At 63.2% G+C, this 20,461-nt stretch carries 22 protein-coding genes; 17 read left to right on the top strand and 5 right to left on the bottom strand.

The features are described from left to right. Nucleotides 1-10 precede the first annotated feature (10 nt). The 3 genes from ORS3428_RS33940 (at nucleotide 11) to mscL (ending at nucleotide 1,267) form a co-directional block, all read left to right on the top strand. Nucleotides 11-163 (top strand): YidB family protein, encoded by a 153-nt coding sequence (locus tag ORS3428_RS33940; RefSeq protein WP_274534798.1) that lies wholly within the window; start codon nucleotides 11-13, stop codon nucleotides 161-163. 101 nt (nucleotides 164-264) lie between these two features. Further along, nucleotides 265-606: a DUF2853 family protein gene (locus tag ORS3428_RS11020; RefSeq protein ID WP_071097382.1), complete on the top strand. Its 342-nt coding sequence runs from the start codon at nucleotides 265-267 to the stop codon at nucleotides 604-606. Nucleotides 607-844: 238 nt separating this feature from the next. Further along, entirely contained in the window at nucleotides 845-1,267 is a 423-nt protein-coding gene (mscL, locus tag ORS3428_RS11015; protein ID WP_071097380.1) for a large conductance mechanosensitive channel protein MscL, read from the top strand. Nucleotides 1,268-1,743: 476 nt separating this feature from the next. Here mscL and ORS3428_RS11010 read toward each other — a convergent pair whose 3' ends face one another. Then, nucleotides 1,744-2,373, bottom strand: coding sequence for a response regulator transcription factor (locus ORS3428_RS11010; protein WP_244507922.1), 630 nt, complete (start codon nucleotides 2,371-2,373; stop codon nucleotides 1,744-1,746). Nucleotides 2,374-2,405: 32 nt separating this feature from the next. After that, on the bottom strand, nucleotides 2,406-3,473 hold the full coding sequence (locus ORS3428_RS11005; protein ID WP_071097375.1) for a sensor histidine kinase: 1,068 nt from the start codon (nucleotides 3,471-3,473) through the stop codon (nucleotides 2,406-2,408). A gap of 178 nt (nucleotides 3,474-3,651) precedes the next feature. Here ORS3428_RS11005 and ORS3428_RS11000 point away from each other — a divergent pair, with 178 nt between their 5' ends. The 6 genes from ORS3428_RS11000 (at nucleotide 3,652) to ORS3428_RS10975 (ending at nucleotide 7,323) form a co-directional block, all read left to right on the top strand. Beyond that, complete coding sequence (locus ORS3428_RS11000) at nucleotides 3,652-3,855, top strand: hypothetical protein (protein ID WP_071097373.1); 204 nt, start codon at nucleotides 3,652-3,654, stop codon at nucleotides 3,853-3,855. A gap of 52 nt (nucleotides 3,856-3,907) precedes the next feature. Next, nucleotides 3,908-4,333, top strand: coding sequence for a helix-turn-helix domain-containing protein (locus tag ORS3428_RS10995; protein ID WP_071097370.1), 426 nt, complete (start codon nucleotides 3,908-3,910; stop codon nucleotides 4,331-4,333). 303 nt (nucleotides 4,334-4,636) lie between these two features. Further along, a complete protein-coding gene (locus ORS3428_RS10990) occupies nucleotides 4,637-4,936 on the top strand; it encodes a hypothetical protein (RefSeq protein WP_071097368.1) in 300 nt (99 codons plus the stop codon). Nucleotides 4,937-5,209: 273 nt separating this feature from the next. Continuing rightward, nucleotides 5,210-5,791, top strand: a complete 582-nt coding sequence (locus ORS3428_RS10985; protein WP_071097365.1) for a VOC family protein — start codon at nucleotides 5,210-5,212, stop codon at nucleotides 5,789-5,791. Nucleotides 5,792-5,813: 22 nt separating this feature from the next. Continuing rightward, the gene (locus ORS3428_RS10980; RefSeq protein ID WP_071097363.1) at nucleotides 5,814-6,623 is read left to right on the top strand and encodes a glutathione S-transferase family protein; all 810 of its coding nucleotides are present in this window, start codon (nucleotides 5,814-5,816) and stop codon (nucleotides 6,621-6,623) included. Between the two features lie 394 nt (nucleotides 6,624-7,017). Further along, nucleotides 7,018-7,323 (top strand): hypothetical protein, encoded by a 306-nt coding sequence (locus ORS3428_RS10975; protein WP_338011921.1) that lies wholly within the window; start codon nucleotides 7,018-7,020, stop codon nucleotides 7,321-7,323. A gap of 102 nt (nucleotides 7,324-7,425) precedes the next feature. Here the strand turns inward: ORS3428_RS10975 and ORS3428_RS10970 are convergent, their stop codons facing one another. After that, nucleotides 7,426-7,647 carry a hypothetical protein gene (locus ORS3428_RS10970; RefSeq protein ID WP_071097414.1) on the bottom strand — a complete coding sequence of 74 codons (222 nt, stop codon included), beginning with the start codon at nucleotides 7,645-7,647 and terminating at the stop codon, nucleotides 7,426-7,428. Nucleotides 7,648-7,826: 179 nt separating this feature from the next. Further along, a complete protein-coding gene (locus tag ORS3428_RS10965) occupies nucleotides 7,827-8,174 on the bottom strand; it encodes a hypothetical protein (RefSeq protein ID WP_071097359.1) in 348 nt (115 codons plus the stop codon). Nucleotides 8,175-8,463: 289 nt separating this feature from the next. On the opposite strand from ORS3428_RS10965, the gene ORS3428_RS10960 reads away from it, so the two are divergent. The 7 genes from ORS3428_RS10960 (at nucleotide 8,464) to phoB (ending at nucleotide 17,541) form a co-directional block, all read left to right on the top strand. Beyond that, nucleotides 8,464-11,835: a response regulator gene (locus ORS3428_RS10960; protein WP_244507921.1), complete on the top strand. Its 3,372-nt coding sequence runs from the start codon at nucleotides 8,464-8,466 to the stop codon at nucleotides 11,833-11,835. Between the two features lie 508 nt (nucleotides 11,836-12,343). After that, nucleotides 12,344-13,402: a phosphate ABC transporter substrate-binding protein PstS gene (pstS, locus tag ORS3428_RS10955; protein WP_071097358.1), complete on the top strand. Its 1,059-nt coding sequence runs from the start codon at nucleotides 12,344-12,346 to the stop codon at nucleotides 13,400-13,402. A 62-nt stretch (nucleotides 13,403-13,464) separates the two neighbouring features. After that, entirely contained in the window at nucleotides 13,465-14,451 is a 987-nt protein-coding gene (pstC, locus tag ORS3428_RS10950) for a phosphate ABC transporter permease subunit PstC (RefSeq protein ID WP_071097355.1), read from the top strand. 3 nt (nucleotides 14,452-14,454) lie between these two features. After that, entirely contained in the window at nucleotides 14,455-15,306 is an 852-nt protein-coding gene (gene pstA, locus ORS3428_RS10945; protein ID WP_071097353.1) for a phosphate ABC transporter permease PstA, read from the top strand. Then, a complete protein-coding gene (pstB, locus tag ORS3428_RS10940) occupies nucleotides 15,303-16,106 on the top strand; it encodes a phosphate ABC transporter ATP-binding protein PstB (RefSeq protein WP_071097351.1) in 804 nt (267 codons plus the stop codon). The genes pstA and pstB overlap by 4 nt, the downstream gene beginning before the upstream one ends. An 18-nt stretch (nucleotides 16,107-16,124) precedes the next feature. Next, a complete protein-coding gene (gene phoU / locus ORS3428_RS10935; RefSeq protein WP_108723035.1) occupies nucleotides 16,125-16,832 on the top strand; it encodes a phosphate signaling complex protein PhoU in 708 nt (235 codons plus the stop codon). Nucleotides 16,833-16,851: 19 nt separating this feature from the next. Continuing rightward, complete coding sequence (gene phoB, locus ORS3428_RS10930; protein WP_071097347.1) at nucleotides 16,852-17,541, top strand: phosphate regulon transcriptional regulator PhoB; 690 nt, start codon at nucleotides 16,852-16,854, stop codon at nucleotides 17,539-17,541. A gap of 148 nt (nucleotides 17,542-17,689) precedes the next feature. Here the strand turns inward: phoB and ORS3428_RS10925 are convergent, their stop codons facing one another. Next, nucleotides 17,690-18,931, bottom strand: coding sequence for an ROK family protein (locus ORS3428_RS10925; protein ID WP_071097345.1), 1,242 nt, complete (start codon nucleotides 18,929-18,931; stop codon nucleotides 17,690-17,692). Between the two features lie 364 nt (nucleotides 18,932-19,295). Here ORS3428_RS10925 and xylF point away from each other — a divergent pair, with 364 nt between their 5' ends. Next, nucleotides 19,296-20,336 carry a D-xylose ABC transporter substrate-binding protein gene (gene xylF, locus ORS3428_RS10920; RefSeq protein WP_071097342.1) on the top strand — a complete coding sequence of 347 codons (1,041 nt, stop codon included), beginning with the start codon at nucleotides 19,296-19,298 and terminating at the stop codon, nucleotides 20,334-20,336. Nucleotides 20,337-20,461 lie beyond the last annotated feature (125 nt).

Below are 20,461 nucleotides of genomic sequence, written 5' to 3'. Positions count from 1 at the left end.
CCCCGACGAGATCAAGGCGGCTCTCGGTGACCAGCACCTTCGGCAACTGGCGAGCCAGTTCGGGATTCCGCTGGATCAGGTGGCCGGCGCGCTGGCGCAGCATCTTCCGGCWGCCGTCGACCAGGCCAGCCCCGACGGGGTGYTTGCGACGCGCGGCAACTGACAGCCAGGGCAGCAGGACAATCGAGACATAGCTTTGCGGCAACTGGTGACGCGTCTCGATGGCGGCGTCGCTGGCGAGCCAGGAACGAGAAGGGCAAGCGTGTGAGCAAGCAAGACGAACTGATCAGCAAATATGCGGCGGACCTGAAGGTGAAATGCGGCCTGACGGCGGATATGAATCTTCTGACAAAGGTCACGAAGGGCTGCGGCCCAGCGATCTACGACAAGGATGCATCCACCGTTTCGGCCTCGGACAAGGAGGAGATGGAACGGGTCAAAAAGAACTTTCTCGTCAAAAGACTGGGACTGGCGGCGGATGCCGGTCTGGACGCGGGGCTCGCCGCGGTGATCGACCAGTACGGYCGGGCCAACCGCAACAAGCATCGCGCCGTGTTCTACTATCTGCTCGYCAAGCATTTCAGGCGCGAGAGCGCATTTGCCTGACGGCAGTGCCGGCGGGCGGCCTTAGAGCGGTTCAGCGTTCGATTCGCCGATCCGCTCTAAGTATTTGTTTCACGCAATTCAGGACGGAAAAACCCTAGTGTGATCTTCCTGGAATTGCGCACTTGTCATCACGCAATTCCGAACGGAAAACCGCTTGGCACTTTTCCTGGAATTGCTCTTAGTCACTACGCAATTCCGGACGGAAAACCGCTGGAATTGCTCTTAACGGAGGTGGGGAATGCTGRAAGAATTCCAGGAATTCATTTCCAAAGGCAATGTGATGGACTTGGCCGTCGGCGTCATCATTGGCGCTGCCTTCGGCAAGATCGTCGATTCGCTGGTCAACGACATCATCATGCCGATCGTCGGCGCGATCTTCGGCGGGCTGGACTTCAACAACTATTTCTTGGCGCTTTCGTCCAACGTCCATTCGGCGACGCTGGCCGATGCCAAGAAAGAGGGCGCCGTTTTCGCCTATGGCAGCTTCATCACGGTCGTGYTGAACTTCCTGATCCTGGCCTTCATCATCTTCCTGATGGTCAAGGCCGTGAACAATCTGCGCAAGCGGCTGGAGGGCGAAAAGCCGGCGGCCGCGCCCGCCGCTCCGCCGGCTGACGTGCAGCTGCTGACCGAAATCCGCGACCTGCTCGCGCGAAAATAGGCGGAATGTTTTGCGGYGGCCGGGCCGGTCCGGCTGCCGCATGCCGCAGGATAGAACATCGCCTGCGTCGTCCAAATTCGAAAGTCGTCGCGGCCGATCAGCGGAAACGCTTCAGCACGGCTTTACGCGAAACATGCGGCAAGGCTTCGGAAAACGAACGCGATCGTATCCTTGCCTGCGCCGAGACTGTCAATCGGCAGTGCCGAGATGGTCCTGGCCATTCTGGCGCCTCGCAAAATTGAAGTGCGCAACCCTGCAAAGAGCTAGCCGGCGAGAGCGGACGTGCGGAGCACGCGCCCACCGTCACCCCCTTGTTCCCCCGACCTGCCGAGAAGAGCAGGAAGCTCAGGCAACCAGACTGCCCGCGGCTTTCCCCCACCCCGGAGCCGCGGGCTCTTTTTTGGGCGCGTTCGACTATCGCGATGCGCCAACGCCTGCGACGGACGGAATTACACGGTCATTCCGGACGGTGTGTTTCAGATCAGTGTCTTTATGGCCAGTTCGGTCCGGTTCTTGGCCCCGCACTTCTCCAGGATCGTGCTCACATAATTCTTGATCGTGCCCTCGGCCAAATGCAGTTGGGCGCCGATTTCGCCATTGCTCTTGCCTTCGATGATGAGTTTGAGAATTTCATTCTCGCGCGCGGTCAGGTCGTCACGGACCGACGCGCTCACCGGTGTGTGCCGCGGACGCAACCGCTTGAACTCCTCCAGAATTCGCGCGGCAACGCCCGGTGAAAGCGCGGACTGACCCTTCGCTACGGTGCGTATCGTCTCTGCGATCTCATCGATCCTGGCGTCCTTCAGCAGATACGCCCTGGCGCCTGCGCTGACGGCCTCGAAGATCAGCTCATTGGTCTCGAAAGTGGTCAGAACGACGATCGATGTCGCCGGAAATTCGCGCAGGATGCGCTGGGTTGCCGTAACGCCGTCGACACGCGGCATCTGCAGGTCCATCAGAATGACGTCTGGCCTGTAGCGGCGCGCAAATTCAATCGCCTGCCCCCCGTCGGCGGCGCCACCGACAATTTCGAAATCATCGTTCTGYTGCGCAAGAAGCGTGGCAAGGCCTTCCCGGATCAACGTCTGATCCTCGGCGATCAGCACGCGTATCTTTTCCGGTTGCAGGCGCAGGTCAGTCATCTCTTCGGGGCCTCCTCGGCTCCATGCCCGGAGTTCGCCTTCGAGGCAGTCAAGGGAAGCGATATACGCACCAGCGTGCCCGCCCCAGGCGAGCTTTCCACCATGCATTCTCCCCCTGCGAGTTYGGCAAATTCGGCCATTCCGATCAGTCCGAAATGCCCTGGCCTGGAGGTTCCGTCGAAGCCGCGTCCGTCGTCCCGGATATCGACGAGGAGCCTACTGTCGGCCTCGATCGCCTGAAACCGGACCTGCCGCGCCTTCGCATGGGCCTCGATGTTGCRCAACGCCTCGCCAAGAATGCGCTGAATCGTCATCGCGTGGCCCTGCAACCCGGCGCGAACTCCATCCTCGATGTRCACGGAGACCTCAGTGCCGGTCTGCCGTGCGAAGTCCGAAAGCATCCCCTCGACATCCGAGCCCAGCTCAAGGTCGTCGGGGATCCGCAGCCGGGCGATGGCGTCGCGTGCCCGCGCCAGGCCGTTGATCGCCRCTTCCTCGGCAGTCGCGAGTCCATCCGAAACGCAGGCGGGATCGGTGGCGAGAAAATGCCGGGTCAGCCRGATCTGCGTCAGCAGCGCGACGATCGAATGCACCAGCGTGTCGTGCAGGTCGCGCGCCAGGCGAAGCCGCGTTCGGGCAAGCGAGGCGAAGCGCACCTCGGAGTTGGCCGCTTCGAGCTGTTGTTCCATCAGGCGTCGGGCGCGACGCTCGCTCTCGAACATGATCTCGGCCTGGCGCGCCGTGAAGTCGGGCATCGCAATCACGACGTAGTGCGACTGATCGCTGTTCCACAAGACGACCGCCGTGACCGGACGATCCAGCCCCGGCTGCTGCGCCCGCACGCCCGACAAGGCGATCAGATCCCGGCGTCCCTCGGACAGCGCGGCCATCTCGGCCTCCATCCCGACCAGCAGCGTGCACAGGCAGCAATCCGCTCCGATGGCCGGAAGCCACTCGACCAGTTGTCCCACCTTCTGCTGAACGGTTCTGTCAGCCMGCAGAACGGCAAGCCCTATGACATCCGCTTGAGCGGCTGGCAGGAGTTCTGTGCCGAGGTCGATCATTCGTTTCTACAACCAGCCGCAAGGCGCGGCCCATCCACTTTGACGTAAGCCGGAACCGGCCGCAAACGAATATGACTTTCGTCATGATCGCCCGTGACTTTGGCCAGATGCTCTTCCGCAACCAAAGGAGCTAGATCGGAAGCCGTCAATATCGGCAACCTGTTGATGCGCTTTTGAAATGACCATCGCCCGGATCACCGGCGCTACGGGTCCGGTCGACAGGGAGTTCGGGTTGCCGCGATTTCAGCAATGGGAAAAGGAACCGTGGACGTGGAAACGGTTTCGGCAGCTGCCGGTCAGCTTTCAGATATTGGCGGTTCTGGCTGTATCCGCAGTGTTGTCGATAATGCTGCTGATCTTGGTGCTTCTGGTTCGCAAGTAACGCGAACCTGCACCTGGAATCGCGGCGCCGGCCAACCCGGTTATCGAAAGGCATGAAAATAGCCGTGCAGTTCATCAAGCACCAGGGCTCCGGGGAGAGGATGGTCGTATTGCCGGAATCAGAATTCCGCATGCTCCGGCGGACGGCCATGGCAGGTCTGAGCGACCTTGCCGACCTTGCCGGCACCAACTCCCTGCCCAAACGCGTGCTGGACAAGATCGCCGGTGGCGAGAACCCGGTTCGCGCCATCAGRCTTATGCGCGGCCTGAGCGGGAGGCAATTGGCGGCTCAGGCGGGGATAACCCCCAGCATGCTGTCGCAAATAGAGCGCAGCGGAAAGTCGGCCTCCACCAAGACCCTCAAGGCCATCGCWCGTGTCCTGGATGCACCTCTGCATCTCATCTCGCCGGATCTACCCGCGGGAGCCCGGGAGGTACTGACTGGAACCAGCAGGCCCGTGGCGTGGATCCTGACCTGAGAGACCGAGACGCCCGCGCGGAATTTGCGCTAGCAATCTCGGTTTCGGCTGTCACTGCCGTTTTTCAGTCCGGCAGCTGCCTGCCAAGCCACGTGACTTTTGTCACCACCGGTCGTGACCTTCGGCGGATTTTTCCATTCCTGCAGCCGCGATAGGACCTTGCCTGTGCCGATCGTCGGACATCGGCGGACAGATCGGCAGAAACCTTGTGCATTCCCGGCAAGCAAAGCGCGGATGAGTTCGATGAACACAACAGACTGTCACGCCTCGCGACCTCGGCTACGGCTTTCCGGGTGGTTGGCCATGCATCCGGTGATGACTGCCGCTCTGGTCGCATGCGCCTGCTGCCTGGTCGTGGCCGGCTCGATTCCCATGCTTGCATCCGCTTCGACGCCAGACGTTCCGGATTCCGTCGCGGTGAACAGTGCCGACAAAGGTCCGCGCGTCGCTCCCAGGTCAGCGATCGATTCCGCGTGCAAGGGTCAGAGCTGGGGCCACGAAACGCAAGGGTGCCTGGTCGCGATCCTCAATCGGAGCAAAGCCGGACAGCAGCGATCGATCCGCATTATTGCCGACAAGAGCGACGCCCAAGACGCGCACTGAAGGTCTGCCCGTCGGGGCCGGCAGCTTCAGCGACATCTGCGATCCAAATGTCTCTTTTCGCTGGTCGCCGCCGGCGTGTCGGAGCTTCTGGCGCAACGCCGCGGATTGAATTAGCATCCGTTAAATCAAGGCTCCGGCCGTAATCCGGCAAGATGCGGATCGCGGAGCGCAGGGGAGCAAGGCCAAGGCGGCGGTTGCGTGCCGGGCACCCGGCTCGGTGCGAGTGGGCATTTCGCGCGGCGGCAAGGCGCAGCGCGGCTGGGAGGAGCCAAAATGCAAAAACTACAGTCGCAAGGCGTCCACCACATCACGCTGGTCGGCGCTGACCGTCAGACCTCGATCGATTTCTGGGAGGGCGTGCTCGGCATGCCTTTCATCTTCGAGCAGCCCAATCTCGACAAGGCGAGCGAAAGCCACCTCTATTTCGATCCCGGCGACGGCCGGCTTATCACCGTCTTCAGCGACGAGAGCCGCAGCCCGGTGAAGCGGCGCACACCGACCGATATCGGCTGTGTCCACCACATCGCCTTCTCGGTGTCGCGCGTAACCTTCCTGCAGGCGGTCGCCCGGCTCGACGAGCGCGGCATCAAGCACAGCGGCGTCAAGGATCGCGGCTTCATGGATTCGATCTATTTCGAGGATCCGCTTGGGCTTTTGATCGAACTCGCCTCCTACCGCTTCGAGCCGCCGGCCGGCTTCAGCCATGCCGACGTGCTGATGGAGGCGCACAAGATCCGCGTGGCACGGGGCGACTACGCAATAGCCGAAGTGCACCTTGCCGACGCTATCCAGGCGCTGGTCGAGCGGTCGCGCAAAACACTGTCCGAGAACCGGGCGGCAAAAAATCCGTACTGAACRGGTCAGAGGGAGGACCAGGATGGCAAAGGCAGCCACAAAGGGAACGAAGAAGGCCGCGGTCAAGCCGGCGGCCAAAGTCGCCAAGCCGGCGAAAGYGGCGGCAAAGGCCGAGCCCAAGGCGAAGCCGGCTAAGAAGCCTGCAGTCAAGCTCAGCATGCTGCGGCCGAGCGTCAACAACATGACGGTCCGGGTTTTCACGCGAGCGGCCGGTCTCGATCATGCGGAGACCGACGCCTGGGGCCAGACGCGCACGCCCGAATTCCTGGCGCGCAATCCGGCGCATCTGACACCGATGATCGAGGACAAGGGGCTGCCGCGCGGCGTGCTTTGGGAAAGCTGCGCCATCATGCAGTATCTCGCCAACAAGCACGGACTGGACAAGTTCTATCCGAAGGCGCCGGCAAAGCGGGCGATGGTCGACAGCGCCATGTTCTATCTGGTCGGCACGCTCTATCCCTATGTAGCCAGAGCCACCTATCCGGCGCTCGGCTTTCCGCAATATGCCGGCGAGGTTGGYCACAGCGATGCCCAACCCGACAAGAAATCGGAGGCGCAGAAAGCGGCCGCCGCCRCGATCGCCGAACCACTGGAGGTCTTCCACAGCTTCTTCCRGGACGGCAWGCCGTTCATCGGCGGYAAGAACCCGTCAATCGCCGACATCCGCCYGGCGGCGACGCTGGAGTTCCTGGCGGTCATCGACTATGCGCTGCCGCAATGGGCGAAGGAGTATATGGCCGCGATCGAGAAGAAGCTCGGCAAGGCCTATGCCGAGCCGGCTGGCGACGTGCGCGGCTACATCGCTCATGTGAAGTCAAAGGCCGCGACATAGGTACGCGCGGAGTTAAAGCATGTCGCCCAAAACTGCTGCGCACTTTTGGGCGACATGCATTAGGGATTCGTTAACCAAAGCGCTGTCTAGTGTATCGGTCCTCGCTGCGACCGCGGATGTACCGGCGCGATGCCGAGGCGAAGGGAAAGGTCGGCTCAATGCCGGCCTTTTGCTTTTCCGGCGGCGGCCGCACCCGCATCGCGACAGCTTGATTTTGCCTATTTTGCCGATGTCAGCCCAGCTGAAACCCTATTATCATCCTGCGCGTTGATCTTAGCACGGGGACGGGCGAAAGGGAGGAGGACCAGCGATGAGAGGAATGATAGGAGTTTCGGCGATCGCGGGCGCTCTGCTGACACTGCCTTTTCCGGCGAATGCCGAGACGCTCAACACCATGAACGAGGTCAGCACCGCCCTGCAAGCCTGCTGGACCCCACCGGCCAATTCCGGAACTGCCTCGGTGACCCTCAGCTTCAGCTTCAAGCGCGACGGCACGCTGATCGGACCGCCAAAGCCAACGGCCATCAAGGTCAGCGGCAATGACAAGGCGCGTCAGGCCTATGTCGATGCGGCGACCGCCGCCTTGCGCAACTGCCTGCCGCTCAGCTTCTCGCCGACGCTCGCGCAGGGAATTCCGGGAAAGGTCTTTACGCTTCAGTTCAATTCGCCAAAAAGCAACGTCAAAGCAGTCCAGCAATAGAATCGCTGAACCGCTCAATTCGCCCTGCGCAAATTTCACCCTCGCGCAATTCCGAGGCGAAGACCGTCATGCTTTTATCGGGATTGCTACGCTGGAACCGCGTCACGTCGGATTGTTCCCGCGCCTCGCTTTCACGTGCCTTTCCAGTTCCGGCATCTCGAAGACATAGTCGCTCCAGGCCGATTCCGGAATCTGTCCGGCCAGATAGCATTCCAGCAGCAGATTCTGCTCAGGTGTCAGACGTCGCGGAGTCCGCTCATGGTCCAGTCCAAGCGAATGGATCAGGTTCCTGGTCAGGCCAGAGACGGTGAAGTGAACAGACATCTTCAGGCTCCTTCGCGTTGCGCGGATAACGTCGCGCGCCACCCAAAGGTTTCATCAGCAGTCCGTGATCGAAGGCGCATCGTGATGGCCGCCTACCGGCGGGTGCGGGGCGCCAGCTATACAGTTGTTCTGCTTGGCCCGCGGGGCGGCCAAAGCGCAGACCCGATCGAAACGCGAGATTAGTCGCACACCACGCGAAAACGCTTGCCGGATTCGGTGACATTGCGGCAGGCCAGCCCTTTCTCCGGGCCGGAAGAGGCATTCGGCAACTGTGTATCCATGGGCGGYGTCAGCGGCGACGGCTTGCGATATCTGCGCGGTGCCGGTCTTGCAGGCTCCGGTGGCGCCGGAAAGACGCCGGCCGTCACCGGCGGCGCGTTCACCTGTGCCGGCTGCGGAGGCCTGTCCCAGACCCGCCTGACGTCGAGCTGTCGCGGAATGAGCACGGTACCGTCGTCGCTGCGGGCGCAGCCRCCGGCCGCAAGCAGCGCCGGACAGAGAATGAAAGGCAGAATTCGACCGAACATCAGCGATACCCCCGGTCGATTTTATACCCCGGCAATGGTGGATCCGCCAACGGACGGATTACCGCAGYAGGCGTCGAACCAAAGCGCGTCGCGCTGAAACGTATCCAGGCGACGCGCCTTAGCTTTGATTTTACGCAATGTCGTTTTGCCAAAACCGGCGCACTGTTTTGGCGACATGCGTTGACGGCATCGGGTGCATCCGGTTGCAAATCGTTAAGGTTAGCGGATCGTTAATGCTTGTCGGGCACATTCCGCCGACGAACTGACGAGTYCGGCCTGGGGGGCAGGAATGGCGGATACGGACGGGATGGTCGGGGCGGGCGACGCGCGTGATTCTGAAAGAGCGGCCGAGCGCGGCGAGGGAGCGGTCGCCGGCGCCCAGGACCAGCACGCGGCCGGCACGTCGGAAGCGCTCGCCAATCTCAGGCTGATGGTCGATTCGATGCCGATCGGCGTTATCGTCCTCGATGCCGACCTCAACGCGGAGATCATCAACCGCGCCTTCTACGATTTCTGGAAGATCGATCCGCGCCGCGCCACGGTCGGCTGCGCCTTTCGCGCGCTGATGGAGGCAAGCCGCGATGCCGACCCCTATGGCGCCGACGAAGCCGTCTGGCAGCGCCACATCGCCCAGCGCGAGGCGGAAATCCGGGCGGGCGTTGCCGGCTCCAGGCAGTTGCCGCGCAATGACGGCCGCACGCTGATCGCCTCCCTGGCCCCGCTTGCCGGCGGCAAGCGGCTGATCTCCTATGTCGACATCACCGACTTGAAGCACCGCGAGACGGAAGCCGACGACGCGCGCAAGAACCTCGTCACGGTGCTGGAATCGATGCCTGCCGGCGTCATCATCTATGACCGGGACGATAATTTCGTCTTCGCCAACCACAAGCTGYAAGACAGCCTGCCGGCGCTGAAGCCTGCCTGGCAGCCGGGCCGTACACTTCGCGAGGCATTTGCGCTYGGTCACTCGGTGGGCTACTTCCGGTCGAGCGGCGACCCGCAGATCGACAGCTTGTATGGCGTCGACACCGAGCGCTGGCTCGACGCCATGCTCAGGCGCTATCGTTTGTCAAATTCCTCCTACGAGCGCCAGAATCCCGATGGGCGCTGGTACCAAGTTTACGACATGCGCACGGACGACGGTACCTTCATCGGCGTGCGCGTCGACATCACCGGCATCAAGGCACGCGAGAAGGCGTTGCGTGACTCGATGCGGCAGATCGACCTTTACCGGCATGTCATGGATGAATTGCCGGTGGCGGCTTTCATCAAGGCTGACGATCTCAGCATCGAGTTCGTCAACAAAGCCTGGTGCGCGCTGACCGGCATTCCCAAGGAAGACGTCATCGGCAAGACCGACCGGGAGCTTTTCGCCGCCGAAGAGGCGGACGGCTACAGCGCTGACGATGCCGAGGTCGTCGCCACCGGCAGGGTGCGCGAGGTGGAGGAGGCGGTCACCCATCGCGACGGCACAGTGCGGCAGCTGATGACGCGCAAGAGCCGCCTGGTGGCGATCGACGGATCGGTGCACCTGGTCGGTTCCAGCACCGACATCACCGACGTCAAGGCGCGCGAGCGCGCGCTCAAGGAAAGCATGCGCGAGAACGAGGTCTTCCGCAGCCTGATCGACAACGTGCCGGTGTCGATCTACGCCAAGCGCTCGGACCTCAGGCAATTCTACGTCAACAAGGGCTGGTGCGATCTCACCGGCTTCAGCAAGGAAGAGGCGATCGGCAAGACCGATGTCGAGATCTTCGGCGCGGACGGCCAAGCCTTCGTGGCGGGCGACCTCGCGGTGCTGCGCACCGGCGAGACGCAGGAGATCGAGGAACAGGTGACGCTGCCCGACGGACGCGTGCGTCACCAGTTCGCGCGCAAGGGCGCGATGATCGCATCCGACGGCTCRCTCTATTTGATCGGCTCGACCACGGACATAACGGAACTGAAGCAGCGCGAGGCCGAACTCACCGAGGCTCGCCAGCGCGCCGTGCTCGCCGACCGCGCCAAGTCGGAATTCCTGGCCAATATGAGCCATGAAATACGCACGCCGATGAACGGCGTGCTCGGCATGGCCGAGCTGCTCGCCAAGTCGGACCTCGACCCGAAGCAGAAGACGTTCACCGACATCATCGTCAAATCCGGCAATGCGCTGCTCACCATCATCAACGACATCCTCGACTTCTCCAAGATCGACGCCGGCCAGCTCGTGCTCGACCCGGCGCCTTTCAACCTCGCCGAGGCGATCGAGGATGTGGCGACGCTCGTTTCGACGCGCGCCAAGGAGAAGGACCTCGAGCTCATCGTTCGCGTCCAGCCCGGGCTCGACGGCCAGTTCGTCGGCGATGTCGGCCGCGTCAGGCAGATCGTCACCAATCTGCTCGGCAATGCRGTGAAATTCACCGACGAGGGCCATGTGCTGGTCGACGTCACAGGCGAGCGGGTTCCGGCCGGCACCAGGCTCACCATCTCCATCACCGACACGGGCATCGGCATTCCCGAGGACAAGCTGAAGCTGGTGTTCGAGAAGTTCAGCCAGGTCGACACCTCCTCGACAAGACGGCACGAGGGCACCGGGCTCGGCCTCGCCATCACCTCGCGACTCGTCGAGCTGATGGGCGGCGAGATCGGCGTCGACAGCGCCGAGGGCAAAGGCTCGACCTTCTGGTTCACCGTCACGCTGCCGCGGGCCGAGCAAGGCGGACAGYGCATCATGCCGGTCGACGTCACCGGCGCGCGCGTGCTGATCGTCGACGACAATGYCGTCAACCGCTCGATCCTGAGCGAGCAGATGGCGTCCTGGACCTTCGATTCCTGCGCGGCGGAAAGCGGCGCCGAGGGACTGAAGGTGCTGATTGCCGCCGCCGCCTATGGCGTGCCGGTCGACTGCGTCGTGCTCGATTACCAGATGCCGGGCATGACCGGCGCCGAAATGGCGCGCATCGTGCGCAACACCGCCGGCCTGGCGCACACGCCGATCATCATGCTGACCTCGGTCGACCAGTCGCTCGCCGGCGCCGCCTATCGCGATCTCGGCATCGATGCGCAGCTGATCAAGCCGGCGCGCTGCTCTATCCTGCTGGAGACGCTGGTCGCCACCATCCAGCGCCATCGCCACAGCATGGCGGCCGCTCATCCGGCTCCGACCGGCGGCGCCGCGGCTGGGCACGGCGCGCCGCAAGCGTCCACCGCAACGGCGTCGGATCGCGTCCTGCTGCAACCGCCGCCGGCGCGCGCCCGGCCGCGCCCGGCCGGCGCGGAGCCCGAGTTCCACATTCTCGTCGCGGAGGACAATGAGGTGAACCAACTGGTGTTCACGCAAATCCTCGGCGAGACCGGCTATCGCTTCGAGATTGTCGGCAACGGCCGCAAGGCGCTCGACGCCTTCGGCAAGCTCAATCCGCGCATGATCCTGATGGACGTGTCGATGCCGGAGATGAACGGGCTGGAGGCAACCGCCGCCATYCGCCGGCTCGAAGCCGATACGGGRACGCATGTGCCGWTCGTTGGCGTCACCGCGCACGCGCTGAAAGGGGACCGCGAACGCTGCGTGGAGGCCGGCATGGACGATTACCTGCCGAAGCCGATCAGCCCGAAGGCATTGCTCGAGAAGCTCGAGAGGTGGCTCGGTCCGGACGCAAAGCTCCAACGCAGCGCCGGCTAGAGCCGCATGGCTGCCCGCCGGCGGCCGCGTCTACGATACCTTCAGCAGGTCTTACTCAGGCGTATGGTGTGATCGCACCATACCAAAACGAGGCCAAGCCGGGACAATAGTCACTGTCGATTCCGCCCTTCGGTTACGGGCGGGAGCAGCGACCGCCGGCAAGAAACAGCGTCGACTCTACCCCAACGGGACCTGTTTTCGGCGATGGCTAGGCCATGATCCGCTCTGGCATTCGGGCAACGCGCTCTCGTCCGGATTTTATTTCCCGGCGGCCGAGATTTCGGCCGCCGGGATAGTTTTTATTCAAAAGTTCGACAAGTTACTGATTCCCGCGGCAAACTCCGGCTGGTCCGAAATGGCGGCCGCAGACCCCTCCAGACATCCCGTCCAGAAGTTACCGGGCTGACACGGAACTGTCATGCAACTGTAATAATCGAACGCTATTGCGCTCACCGGGCGCCGAAAGAAAGGGTGCCAAGAGACCATATTCCGAACAGGAGCAGGCCATATGAGACATTTCATCCGCTCGGCGGCTGTTGCGATTGCAATGGCTGCGGCATCCACCCTCTCTCTCTCCGCCGCGATGGCGGCCGACATCTCTGGCGCCGGCGCCACCTTCCCCTATCCGATCTACGCAAAGTGGGCCGACGCCTACAAGAAGGAGACCGGCATCGGTCTCAACTATCAGTCGATCGGTTCCGGCGGCGGCATCAAGCAGATCAAGGCCAAGACCGTCACCTTCGGCGCTTCCGATGCGCCGCTGAAGGGCGACGACCTCAAGTCGACCGGCCTCGCGCAGTTCCCGATGGTGATGGGCGGCATCGTTCCGGTCGTCAACCTCGAAGGCGTCAAGCCGGGTCAGCTGGTGCTTGACGGCCCGACGCTGGCCGACATCTTCGCCGGCAAGATCACCAACTGGAATGACGCGGCGATCAAGAAGCTCAATCCGAAAGTGAAGCTGCCCGACCAGGCGATCGCGGTCGTCCATCGTTCGGACGGCTCGGRCACCACGTTCAACTTCAGCTACTATCTGGCCGACGTCAGCGCCGACTGGAAGTCGAAGGTCGGCGTGAACACCGCGCTCGAGTGGCCGGTGGGCATCGGCGCYAAGGGCAACGAGGGCGTCGCCAACAACGTCTMGCAGACCGCCGGCGCTATCGGCTATGTCGAATACGCCTATGCCAAGCAGAACAAGCTCACCTACGCCGACATGGTCAACAAGGACGGCAAGAAGGTCGGGCCGACCGCCAAGTCGTTCTCGGCTGCTGCGGCCAACGCGGACTGGAACTCGCAGCCGGGCTACGGTGTGATCCTGGCCAATCAGGCCGGTCCCGAATCCTGGCCGATGACCTCCGCGACCTGGATCCTCGTCTACCAGAAGCCCGACGATGCGGCGGCCACGGCCGAAGCGCTCAAGTTCTTCGCCTGGTCCTACGCCAAGGGCGACAAGATGGCTGCCGAGCTTGACTACGTTCCGATGCCCGACAAGGTTGTGAAGAGCGTCGAGGAAATGTGGGGCAAGGAGATCGTCGACAAGGACGGCAAGCCGCTCTACTCGGGAATGTAATTTCCGGAATGGGAGGGCGCCTCGGGCGCCCTCCTGCCTTTCTTTCGAATGCGAGGGGCTCGATGACAGCCGTTTCCGAAGCCGTGACATCGTCCGCCATGCGGGCCAGAGAAGCCACGGTGCGCCGCTTTGCCCTCACCGACATGGTCTTCCGGGCGRCCACGCGCGCATCCGCCATCCTCGTGCTGGTTCTCCTGGGTGGCGTCGCCATCTCGCTGGTCGCCGGCTCATGGGAGGCACTGTCGAAGTTCGGCTTCTCCTTCCTGACCACCGAGGCCTGGAACCCGGTTACGGAGAATTTCGGYGCGCTCGCACCGATCTACGGCACGATCGTCACCTCGGCCATCGCCATCATCATCGCCGTGCCGATCGGCATCGGCATCGCCGTTTTCCTGACCGAGCTCTGCCCGCGCCCGCTGAGGCGCCCGATTGGCATTGCGGTCGAGCTGCTCGCCGGCATTCCCTCGATCATCTACGGCATCTGGGGCCTGTTCGTCTTCGCGCCGTTCCTGCAGACGACGATCCAGCCCTTCATCATTGATATTTTCCACGGCATACCGGGCCTCAACAGCCTTTTCGCCGGACCGCCCTACGGCATCGGTCTGCTGACATCGTCGCTGATCCTCGCCATCATGGTGCTGCCCTTCATCACCTCGATCACCAAGGACGTGTTCGACACGGTGCCGGCGGTCCTGAAGGAATCGGCCTACGGCATCGGCTGCACGACCTGGGAGGTGACCCGGCGCGTGGTCATTCCCTATACCCGGGTCGGCATCATGGGCGGRGTCATGCTCGGCCTTGGCCGCGCGCTCGGCGAGACGATGGCCGTCACCTTCGTCATCGGCAACGCACATCGCATCAGCGCCTCGCTGTTCGCGCCCGGCACGACGATCTCGGCGACCATCGCCAACGAATTCACCGAGGCCGACGGCTCGCTCTACACGTCCTCGCTGGTGGCGCTCGGCCTGATCCTCTTCATCATCACGTTCTTGATCCTCGCTATCGCACGCTACATGCTGTTGCGCATCGATAGCCGCACGGGAGCCTGACCGATGGCGACAGCTGCATCGCTTCACCAACGCCGCAAGCGCAAGAATGCCGTGATGATGGCGCTTTGCGTCATCGCGGCGGGCATCGGCCTCGCCTGGCTGGCGCTGATCCTCGGCGCCTTGGTCTACAAGGGGCTCTCGGGCGTCTCGCTTTCGGTGTTCACGCAAATGACGCCGCCGCCCGGCGATGCGGGCGGCCTGCTCAACGCCATCTACGGCAGCATCATCATGACCATCATCGGCATCGCCGTCGGCACGCCGATCGGCGTGCTCGCCGGAACCTACATGGCCGAGTACGGGCGCTTCTCGCGCCTCACCACGGTGGTGCGGTTCATCAACGATATCCTGTTGTCGGCGCCGTCGATCATCGTCGGCCTGTTCGTCTATGAGCTGATGGTGCGGCCGATGGGCCACTTCTCCGCGATCGCAGGCGCGGTCGCGCTGTCGATTCTGGTGATCCCGGTTGTGGTGCRCACCACCGAGGACATGCTCAACCTGGTGCCCAATGCGCTGCGCGAAGCCGGCACCGCCATCGGCGCGCCGCGCTGGGTGGTGATCCRCTCGGTCGCCTATCGCGCAGCGTTGTCCGGCATCGTCACCGGCATATTGCTGGCGATCGCCCGCATTTCGGGCGAGACGGCGCCGCTGCTCTTCACCGCGCTCAACAACCAGTTCTGGTCGAGCAATCTCAACGCGCCGATGGCCAGCCTGCCGGTGACCATCTTCCAGTTCGCGCTCAGCCCCTACGAGGAATGGCAGCAGCTCGCCTGGACGGGCGCGCTCATAATCACCCTGACGGTTCTCGGGCTGAGCATCTTCGCCCRCAGCCTTACCGGACGCAGAGAGGACAGATGAAACCTATGTTGTCCACCGATCTGAACGTAGCCGACACGACCGTTGAGAAGGCCAAGATCGAGGTCAAGAACCTCAACTTCTATTACGGCCAGTCGAAGGCGCTGAAGGACATCAACCTGTCCTTGCCCGAACGCAGCGTCACCGCCTTCATCGGCCCGTCGGGCTGCGGGAAGTCGACGCTGCTGCGCGTCCTGAACCRCATCTACGAGCTCTATCCGAAGCAGACCGCGGAAGRCCAGGTGCTRCTCGACGGCAAGAACATCCTCGACCGTTCGCAGGACCTCAACCTGCTCAGGACCAAGATCGGCATGGTGTTCCAGAAGCCGACGCCGTTCCCGATGTCGATCTACGAGAACATCGCTTTCGGCGTCAGGCTGTATGAGAAGATCAGCAAGGCCGAAATGGWCAATCGCGTCGAGTCGGCGCTGAAGCGCGCGGCGCTCTGGAACGAGGTCAAGGACAAGCTCAATGCCAGCGGCCAGAGCCTCTCCGGCGGWCAGCAGCAGCGGCTTTGCATCGCCCGCACCGTGGCGGTGAAGCCGGAAGTCATCCTGCTCGACGAGCCGGCCTCGGCGCTCGATCCGCTGTCGACCGCCAAGATCGAAGAGCTGATCGACGAATTGCAGGCCGACTACACCATCGTGATCGTCACCCACAACATGCAGCAGGCGGCGCGCGTGTCGCGGCAGACGGCATTCATGTATCTCGGCGAGCTGGTGGAGTTCGACCGCACCGAGAAAATCTTTACCTCGCCCCGCGAGAAGCGCACGCAGGACTATATTACCGGCCGTTTCGGCTGAGTTCATACGAGGACATAAATCATGGCCCATACGGTCGCTTCCTTCGACGAGGATCTCGGGCAGATCAGCCGGCTCATCCGTGACATGGGCGATCTTGCCGGCTCGATGGTCAGCGCGTCGACCAAGGCTCTGCTCGCTTCCGACAACGCCTTGGCGCAGCGCGTGGTCTCGGACGACGCCATCATGGATGCGCGGCAGCGCGAGCTCGACGACCGCGCCATCACGCTCAWCGCCAAGCGCCAGCCCATGGCCGACGACCTRCGCAACGTGGTCGGCGCGATCCGCATGGCGGGCGATCTCGAGCGCATAGGCGACCTTGCCAAGAACATCGCCAAGCGCGTCGGCTCCGTCGGCGTCAGCGCTGCGCCGCGCGACCTGTCGCACTCGATCGACGCAATGGCGCAGCTGGTGCTGATCCAGGTCCAGGGCGTGATCGAGGAGTACACGGCGGGCGACGCCGCGGCGCTCGCCAAGCTCAGGAACGACGACGAGCGCATCGACGTCAAATACACCTCCGTGTTCCGCGAGTTGTTGACCTACATGATGGAGGATCCCCGCAACATCACGGCCTGCACGCATCTCCTGTTCTGCGCCAAGAACCTGGAGCGCATCGGCGACCATGTCACCAACATCGCCGAGAACGCCTATTACGTGCTGACCGGCACGCAATTGCCGTCGAATCGTCCGAAACAGGACGAGACGGCGATGTCGGCGCCGGCGGCTTGAAAGCGAAGGTACCAGCCAAATGATCGCGCCACGCATCATGGTGGTGGAGGACGAGGAGCCGCTGGGGGTGCTGCTCCGCTACAATCTCGAATCCGAAGGCTATCAGGTCGAGGTGGTGAGCCGCGGCGACGAGGCCGAAATCCGCCTGCAGGAGAATGTGCCTGATCTTCTGGTGCTCGACTGGATGGTGCCCGCGGTTTCCGGCATCGAGCTCTGTCGCCGCCTCAGGATGYGGCCCGAGACCGAGCGGCTGCCGATCATCATGCTGACCGCGCGCGGCGAGGAAAGCGACAGGGTGCGCGGCCTCTCGACGGGCGCCGACGACTATCTGGTCAAGCCGTTCTCGACGCCGGAATTCATGGCCAGGGTCAAGGCGCTGCTGCGCCGCGCCAAGCCGGAGGTGCTCTCCAGCGTGCTCAAGGTCGGCGACATCGTGCTCGACCGCGAATCGCATCGCGTCTACCGCAAGAAGACCGAGATCAGGCTCGGCCCGACCGAGTTCCGGCTGCTCGAATTCATGATGCGCCATCCTGGCCGCGTGTTCTCGCGCAGCCAGCTGCTCGACAATGTCTGGGGCGAGACGATCTATATCGACGAGCGTACGGTGGACGTGCATGTCGGACGGCTGCGCAAGRCCGTCAACAATGGCCGCATGCCCGACGTCATCCGCACCATCCGCGGGGCGGGATATGYGATCCGTGAGGATTAGATCCGAGGCGCTGAAGTCCTGAAGGGATCGATGCGTCCGACAGCGGATCGCCTGCGTTGACGATTAGCGAAGACGCTCCTGCTCCGCCCTGGAATGACGAAGCTGCGGGCCTTCGCTAGTCTCTGGCGAGACACTTCAAAGCTGCTGATCAGGCAACGTTCTTGCCCGAACCTGCCTTTGCCTGCACGCCCGGCGCGAAAATCTCCTGGTCGACGAAGGTCAGCGCGCGCATGGCGCAGCCTTCGCGGATGAGCGGCAATTCGTTCGGCTCGGTATCGAAGGAGATCGATTCCGAATGCTGGCCGCCGGCAGTCCGGGCGATCGCTTCGCGCAGCGCCGGCTCGATCAGATCGAAGGCCGCAGCGCTGACGCCGACCATGGCGACGGGCGCAGGGTCGATCAGCGCGAACAGGCTGCCGAGGCTGAAGCCAAGCGCCTCGCCCGCCCGGCGATAGGCCTCACGCTCCGGGCCGTCCTCTTGCCGAGCCTTGGCGGCAAGCGCCCGCATGTCGGCGTCGCCGACGTCGACCGGTTCGGCGTCCTCGCTCATCTTCATGGCGCTGCGCCAGATGGCGTAGTTGCCGGCATAGGCCTCGACGCAGCCGCGGCGTCCRCAACGGCAGAGCGCGCCGCCCGGACGGTGGATCATGTGGCCGAACTCGCCTCCGGAAGACTGCGTGCCGGTGAACAGCTCGCCCTTCAGCACCAGTCCCATGCCGATGCCGTGCGAGAGCAGGATGGCGATGAAGTTGTCGCGATACCGGTCGGGGTCGCGCCATTGCAGCGCAACCGCCATCATGTTGCAGTCGTTCTCCATGGTGGCCGGAATGCCGAATTCCTTTTCCAGGATGTCGGCGAAGGGAATGTCGGTCAGCGRCATGATCGGCGACCACAGCATGGCGCGGGCGTGGGAATCGGTGATGCCCTGGATGCCCATGGCGACGCGGGCGACACTTCCGACATCGAGATCGGGATCCTCGAGCCGGCGCCGGACGATCGCCGTGCATTCGTCGATCAAATCGCCGCGCGGCATGGTGAGGGTGTCGAGGCGCCGCTGCTCCTCGGCAACGACCTGGCCGGCATAGTCGATGACGGCGACGGAAAGGAAATTCAGCGACAGCACCACCGTCACCACCGCGGCGGCCTCGGGATTGAGGGCGAGGCCGACCTGCGGCCGGCCGCGCTTCAGCGAAGCGGCCTCGCTCGGCTTGCCCTCGGCCAGGATGCCTTCCTGGATCAGGTCCGAGGAGATCGCCGAAATGGTCGAGTGGCTGAGCCCGGTGGTCGCGGCGATCTCCGTCCGCGACGGCTGGCCGGCCCGGCGCACGGCCGAGAGCACCATGGCGCGATTGCGCCGGCGCAGGTCGTCGTGGCGGATTCCGACCGACATTTTTCTTTCCTCCCGGTCAGCGCGACCCCCGATATTGCATGGGCCGTCGGCGACGCGCCAGACCGGTCCGGTAGCCCTCGATATAACACCGCACCGCGCTGGATTTGTCTCGTTCAATTCCGTGCGGAAAATCGCTGCACGCTTCTCCTGGAATTGTTCAGCGGATAGTGGCAGAAGCCGTTCGGGCTGTCATTATTTATTGCGCGACTCGAAAAAAAGTTCGTGGCACCTCAAAAACCATCAAAATCGCGGTTGACAGGGCTTCGGCGTTACAGCAGTGTTTTTTCGAGGCTCGAAAAAAAGCCTCTGTGTGCGGCCTTCGGGCCAGTCAGGGTCGCGCCGCAAGAGGCGCAGGGAGGAAATCATGAAGAGATTTGCAGCCGCCATRCTGGCGGGTGTCGCCATGTCGCTGACGCTGGCGTCGGTCGCCGAGGCGAAGGGCAAGCTGATCGGCGTTTCGTGGTCGAATTTTCAGGAAGAGCGCTGGAAGACCGACGAAGCGGCGATGAAAAAAGCCATCGAGGCCGCCGGCGACAAATATATCTCGGCCGACGCGCAGTCCAATCCGGGCAAGCAACTGACCGACGTCGAAAGCCTGATCTCGCAGGGCGCCAACGCGCTGATCATCCTGGCGCAGGACGCCTCGGCGATCGGRCCGGCGGTACAGAAGGYGCTCGACGAGGGCATTCCGGTCGTCGGCTACGACCGCTTGATCGAGAACAAAGACGTGTTCTACCTGACCTTCGACAACAAGGAAGTCGGCCGCATGCAGGCCCGCGAGGTGTTCAAGGCCAAGCCTGAAGGCAATTACGTCTTCATCAAGGGATCGGGCGCCGATCCGAATGCGAACTTCCTGTTCTCGGGCTCGATGGAAGTGCTGAAGGAGGCCATCGACAGCGGCAAGGTCAAGAATGTCGGCGAGGCCTATACGGACGGCTGGCTGCCGGCCAATGCCCAGAAAAACATGGAGCAGTTCCTGACCGCCAACGACAACAAGGTCGACGCGGTCGTGGCGGCCAATGACGGCACCGCAGGCGGTGTCGTCGCGGCGCTGACGGCTCAAGGGTTGGCCGGCACCGTTCCGGTCTCGGGCCAGGACGGCGACCACGCGGCGCTCAACCGCATCGCGCTCGGCACGCAGACCGTGTCGGTGTGGAAGGATGCGCGCGAGCTCGGCAAGAACGCCGCAGAGATYGCCTCGCAGCTCGCCGACGGCAAGAAGACGGCCGACATCGCCGGCGCCAAGGACTTCACGACGCCCGGCGGCAACACCGTCAAATCGCTGTTCCTGACCCCGGTGGCGATCACCAAGGACAATCTCAACGTTGTCATCGACGCCGGCTGGATCAAGAAGGACGAAGTCTGCGCCGGCGTTGCCGCCGGCAGCGTCGCGGTCTGCAACTAACCGGCCGACAGCAGTCCAAACGCGGCGCCGCGGCCCAGCGACCGCGGCGCTCGCCCGAGCTTCCCATTTCAGCAAGGTCGGGAAAGCCATTCCGGTGCAATTCCGATCGGAAACCCGTGGCGCGC

This window comes from Mesorhizobium sp. ORS 3428, from assembly GCF_001854785.1.
Taxonomy (GTDB): domain Bacteria; phylum Pseudomonadota; class Alphaproteobacteria; order Rhizobiales; family Rhizobiaceae; genus Mesorhizobium.
This window is presented reverse-complemented; position numbering and strand designations above follow the sequence as displayed.

What these genes read in the sequence shown, in the direction of transcription:
- ORS3428_RS10970 (WP_071097414.1), bottom strand. Translation starts at nt 7,647, where the DNA reads ATGTCTGTTCACTTCACCGTCTCTGGCCTGACCAGGAACCTGATCCAT.
- ORS3428_RS11000 (WP_071097373.1), top strand. Translation starts at nt 3,652, where the DNA reads ATGACCATCGCCCGGATCACCGGCGCTACGGGTCCGGTCGACAGGGAG.
- ORS3428_RS10985 (WP_071097365.1), top strand. Translation starts at nt 5,210, where the DNA reads ATGCAAAAACTACAGTCGCAAGGCGTCCACCACATCACGCTGGTCGGC.
- ORS3428_RS10975 (WP_338011921.1), top strand. Translation starts at nt 7,018, where the DNA reads ATGAACGAGGTCAGCACCGCCCTGCAAGCCTGCTGGACCCCACCGGCC.
- ORS3428_RS10990 (WP_071097368.1), top strand. Translation starts at nt 4,637, where the DNA reads ATGCATCCGGTGATGACTGCCGCTCTGGTCGCATGCGCCTGCTGCCTG.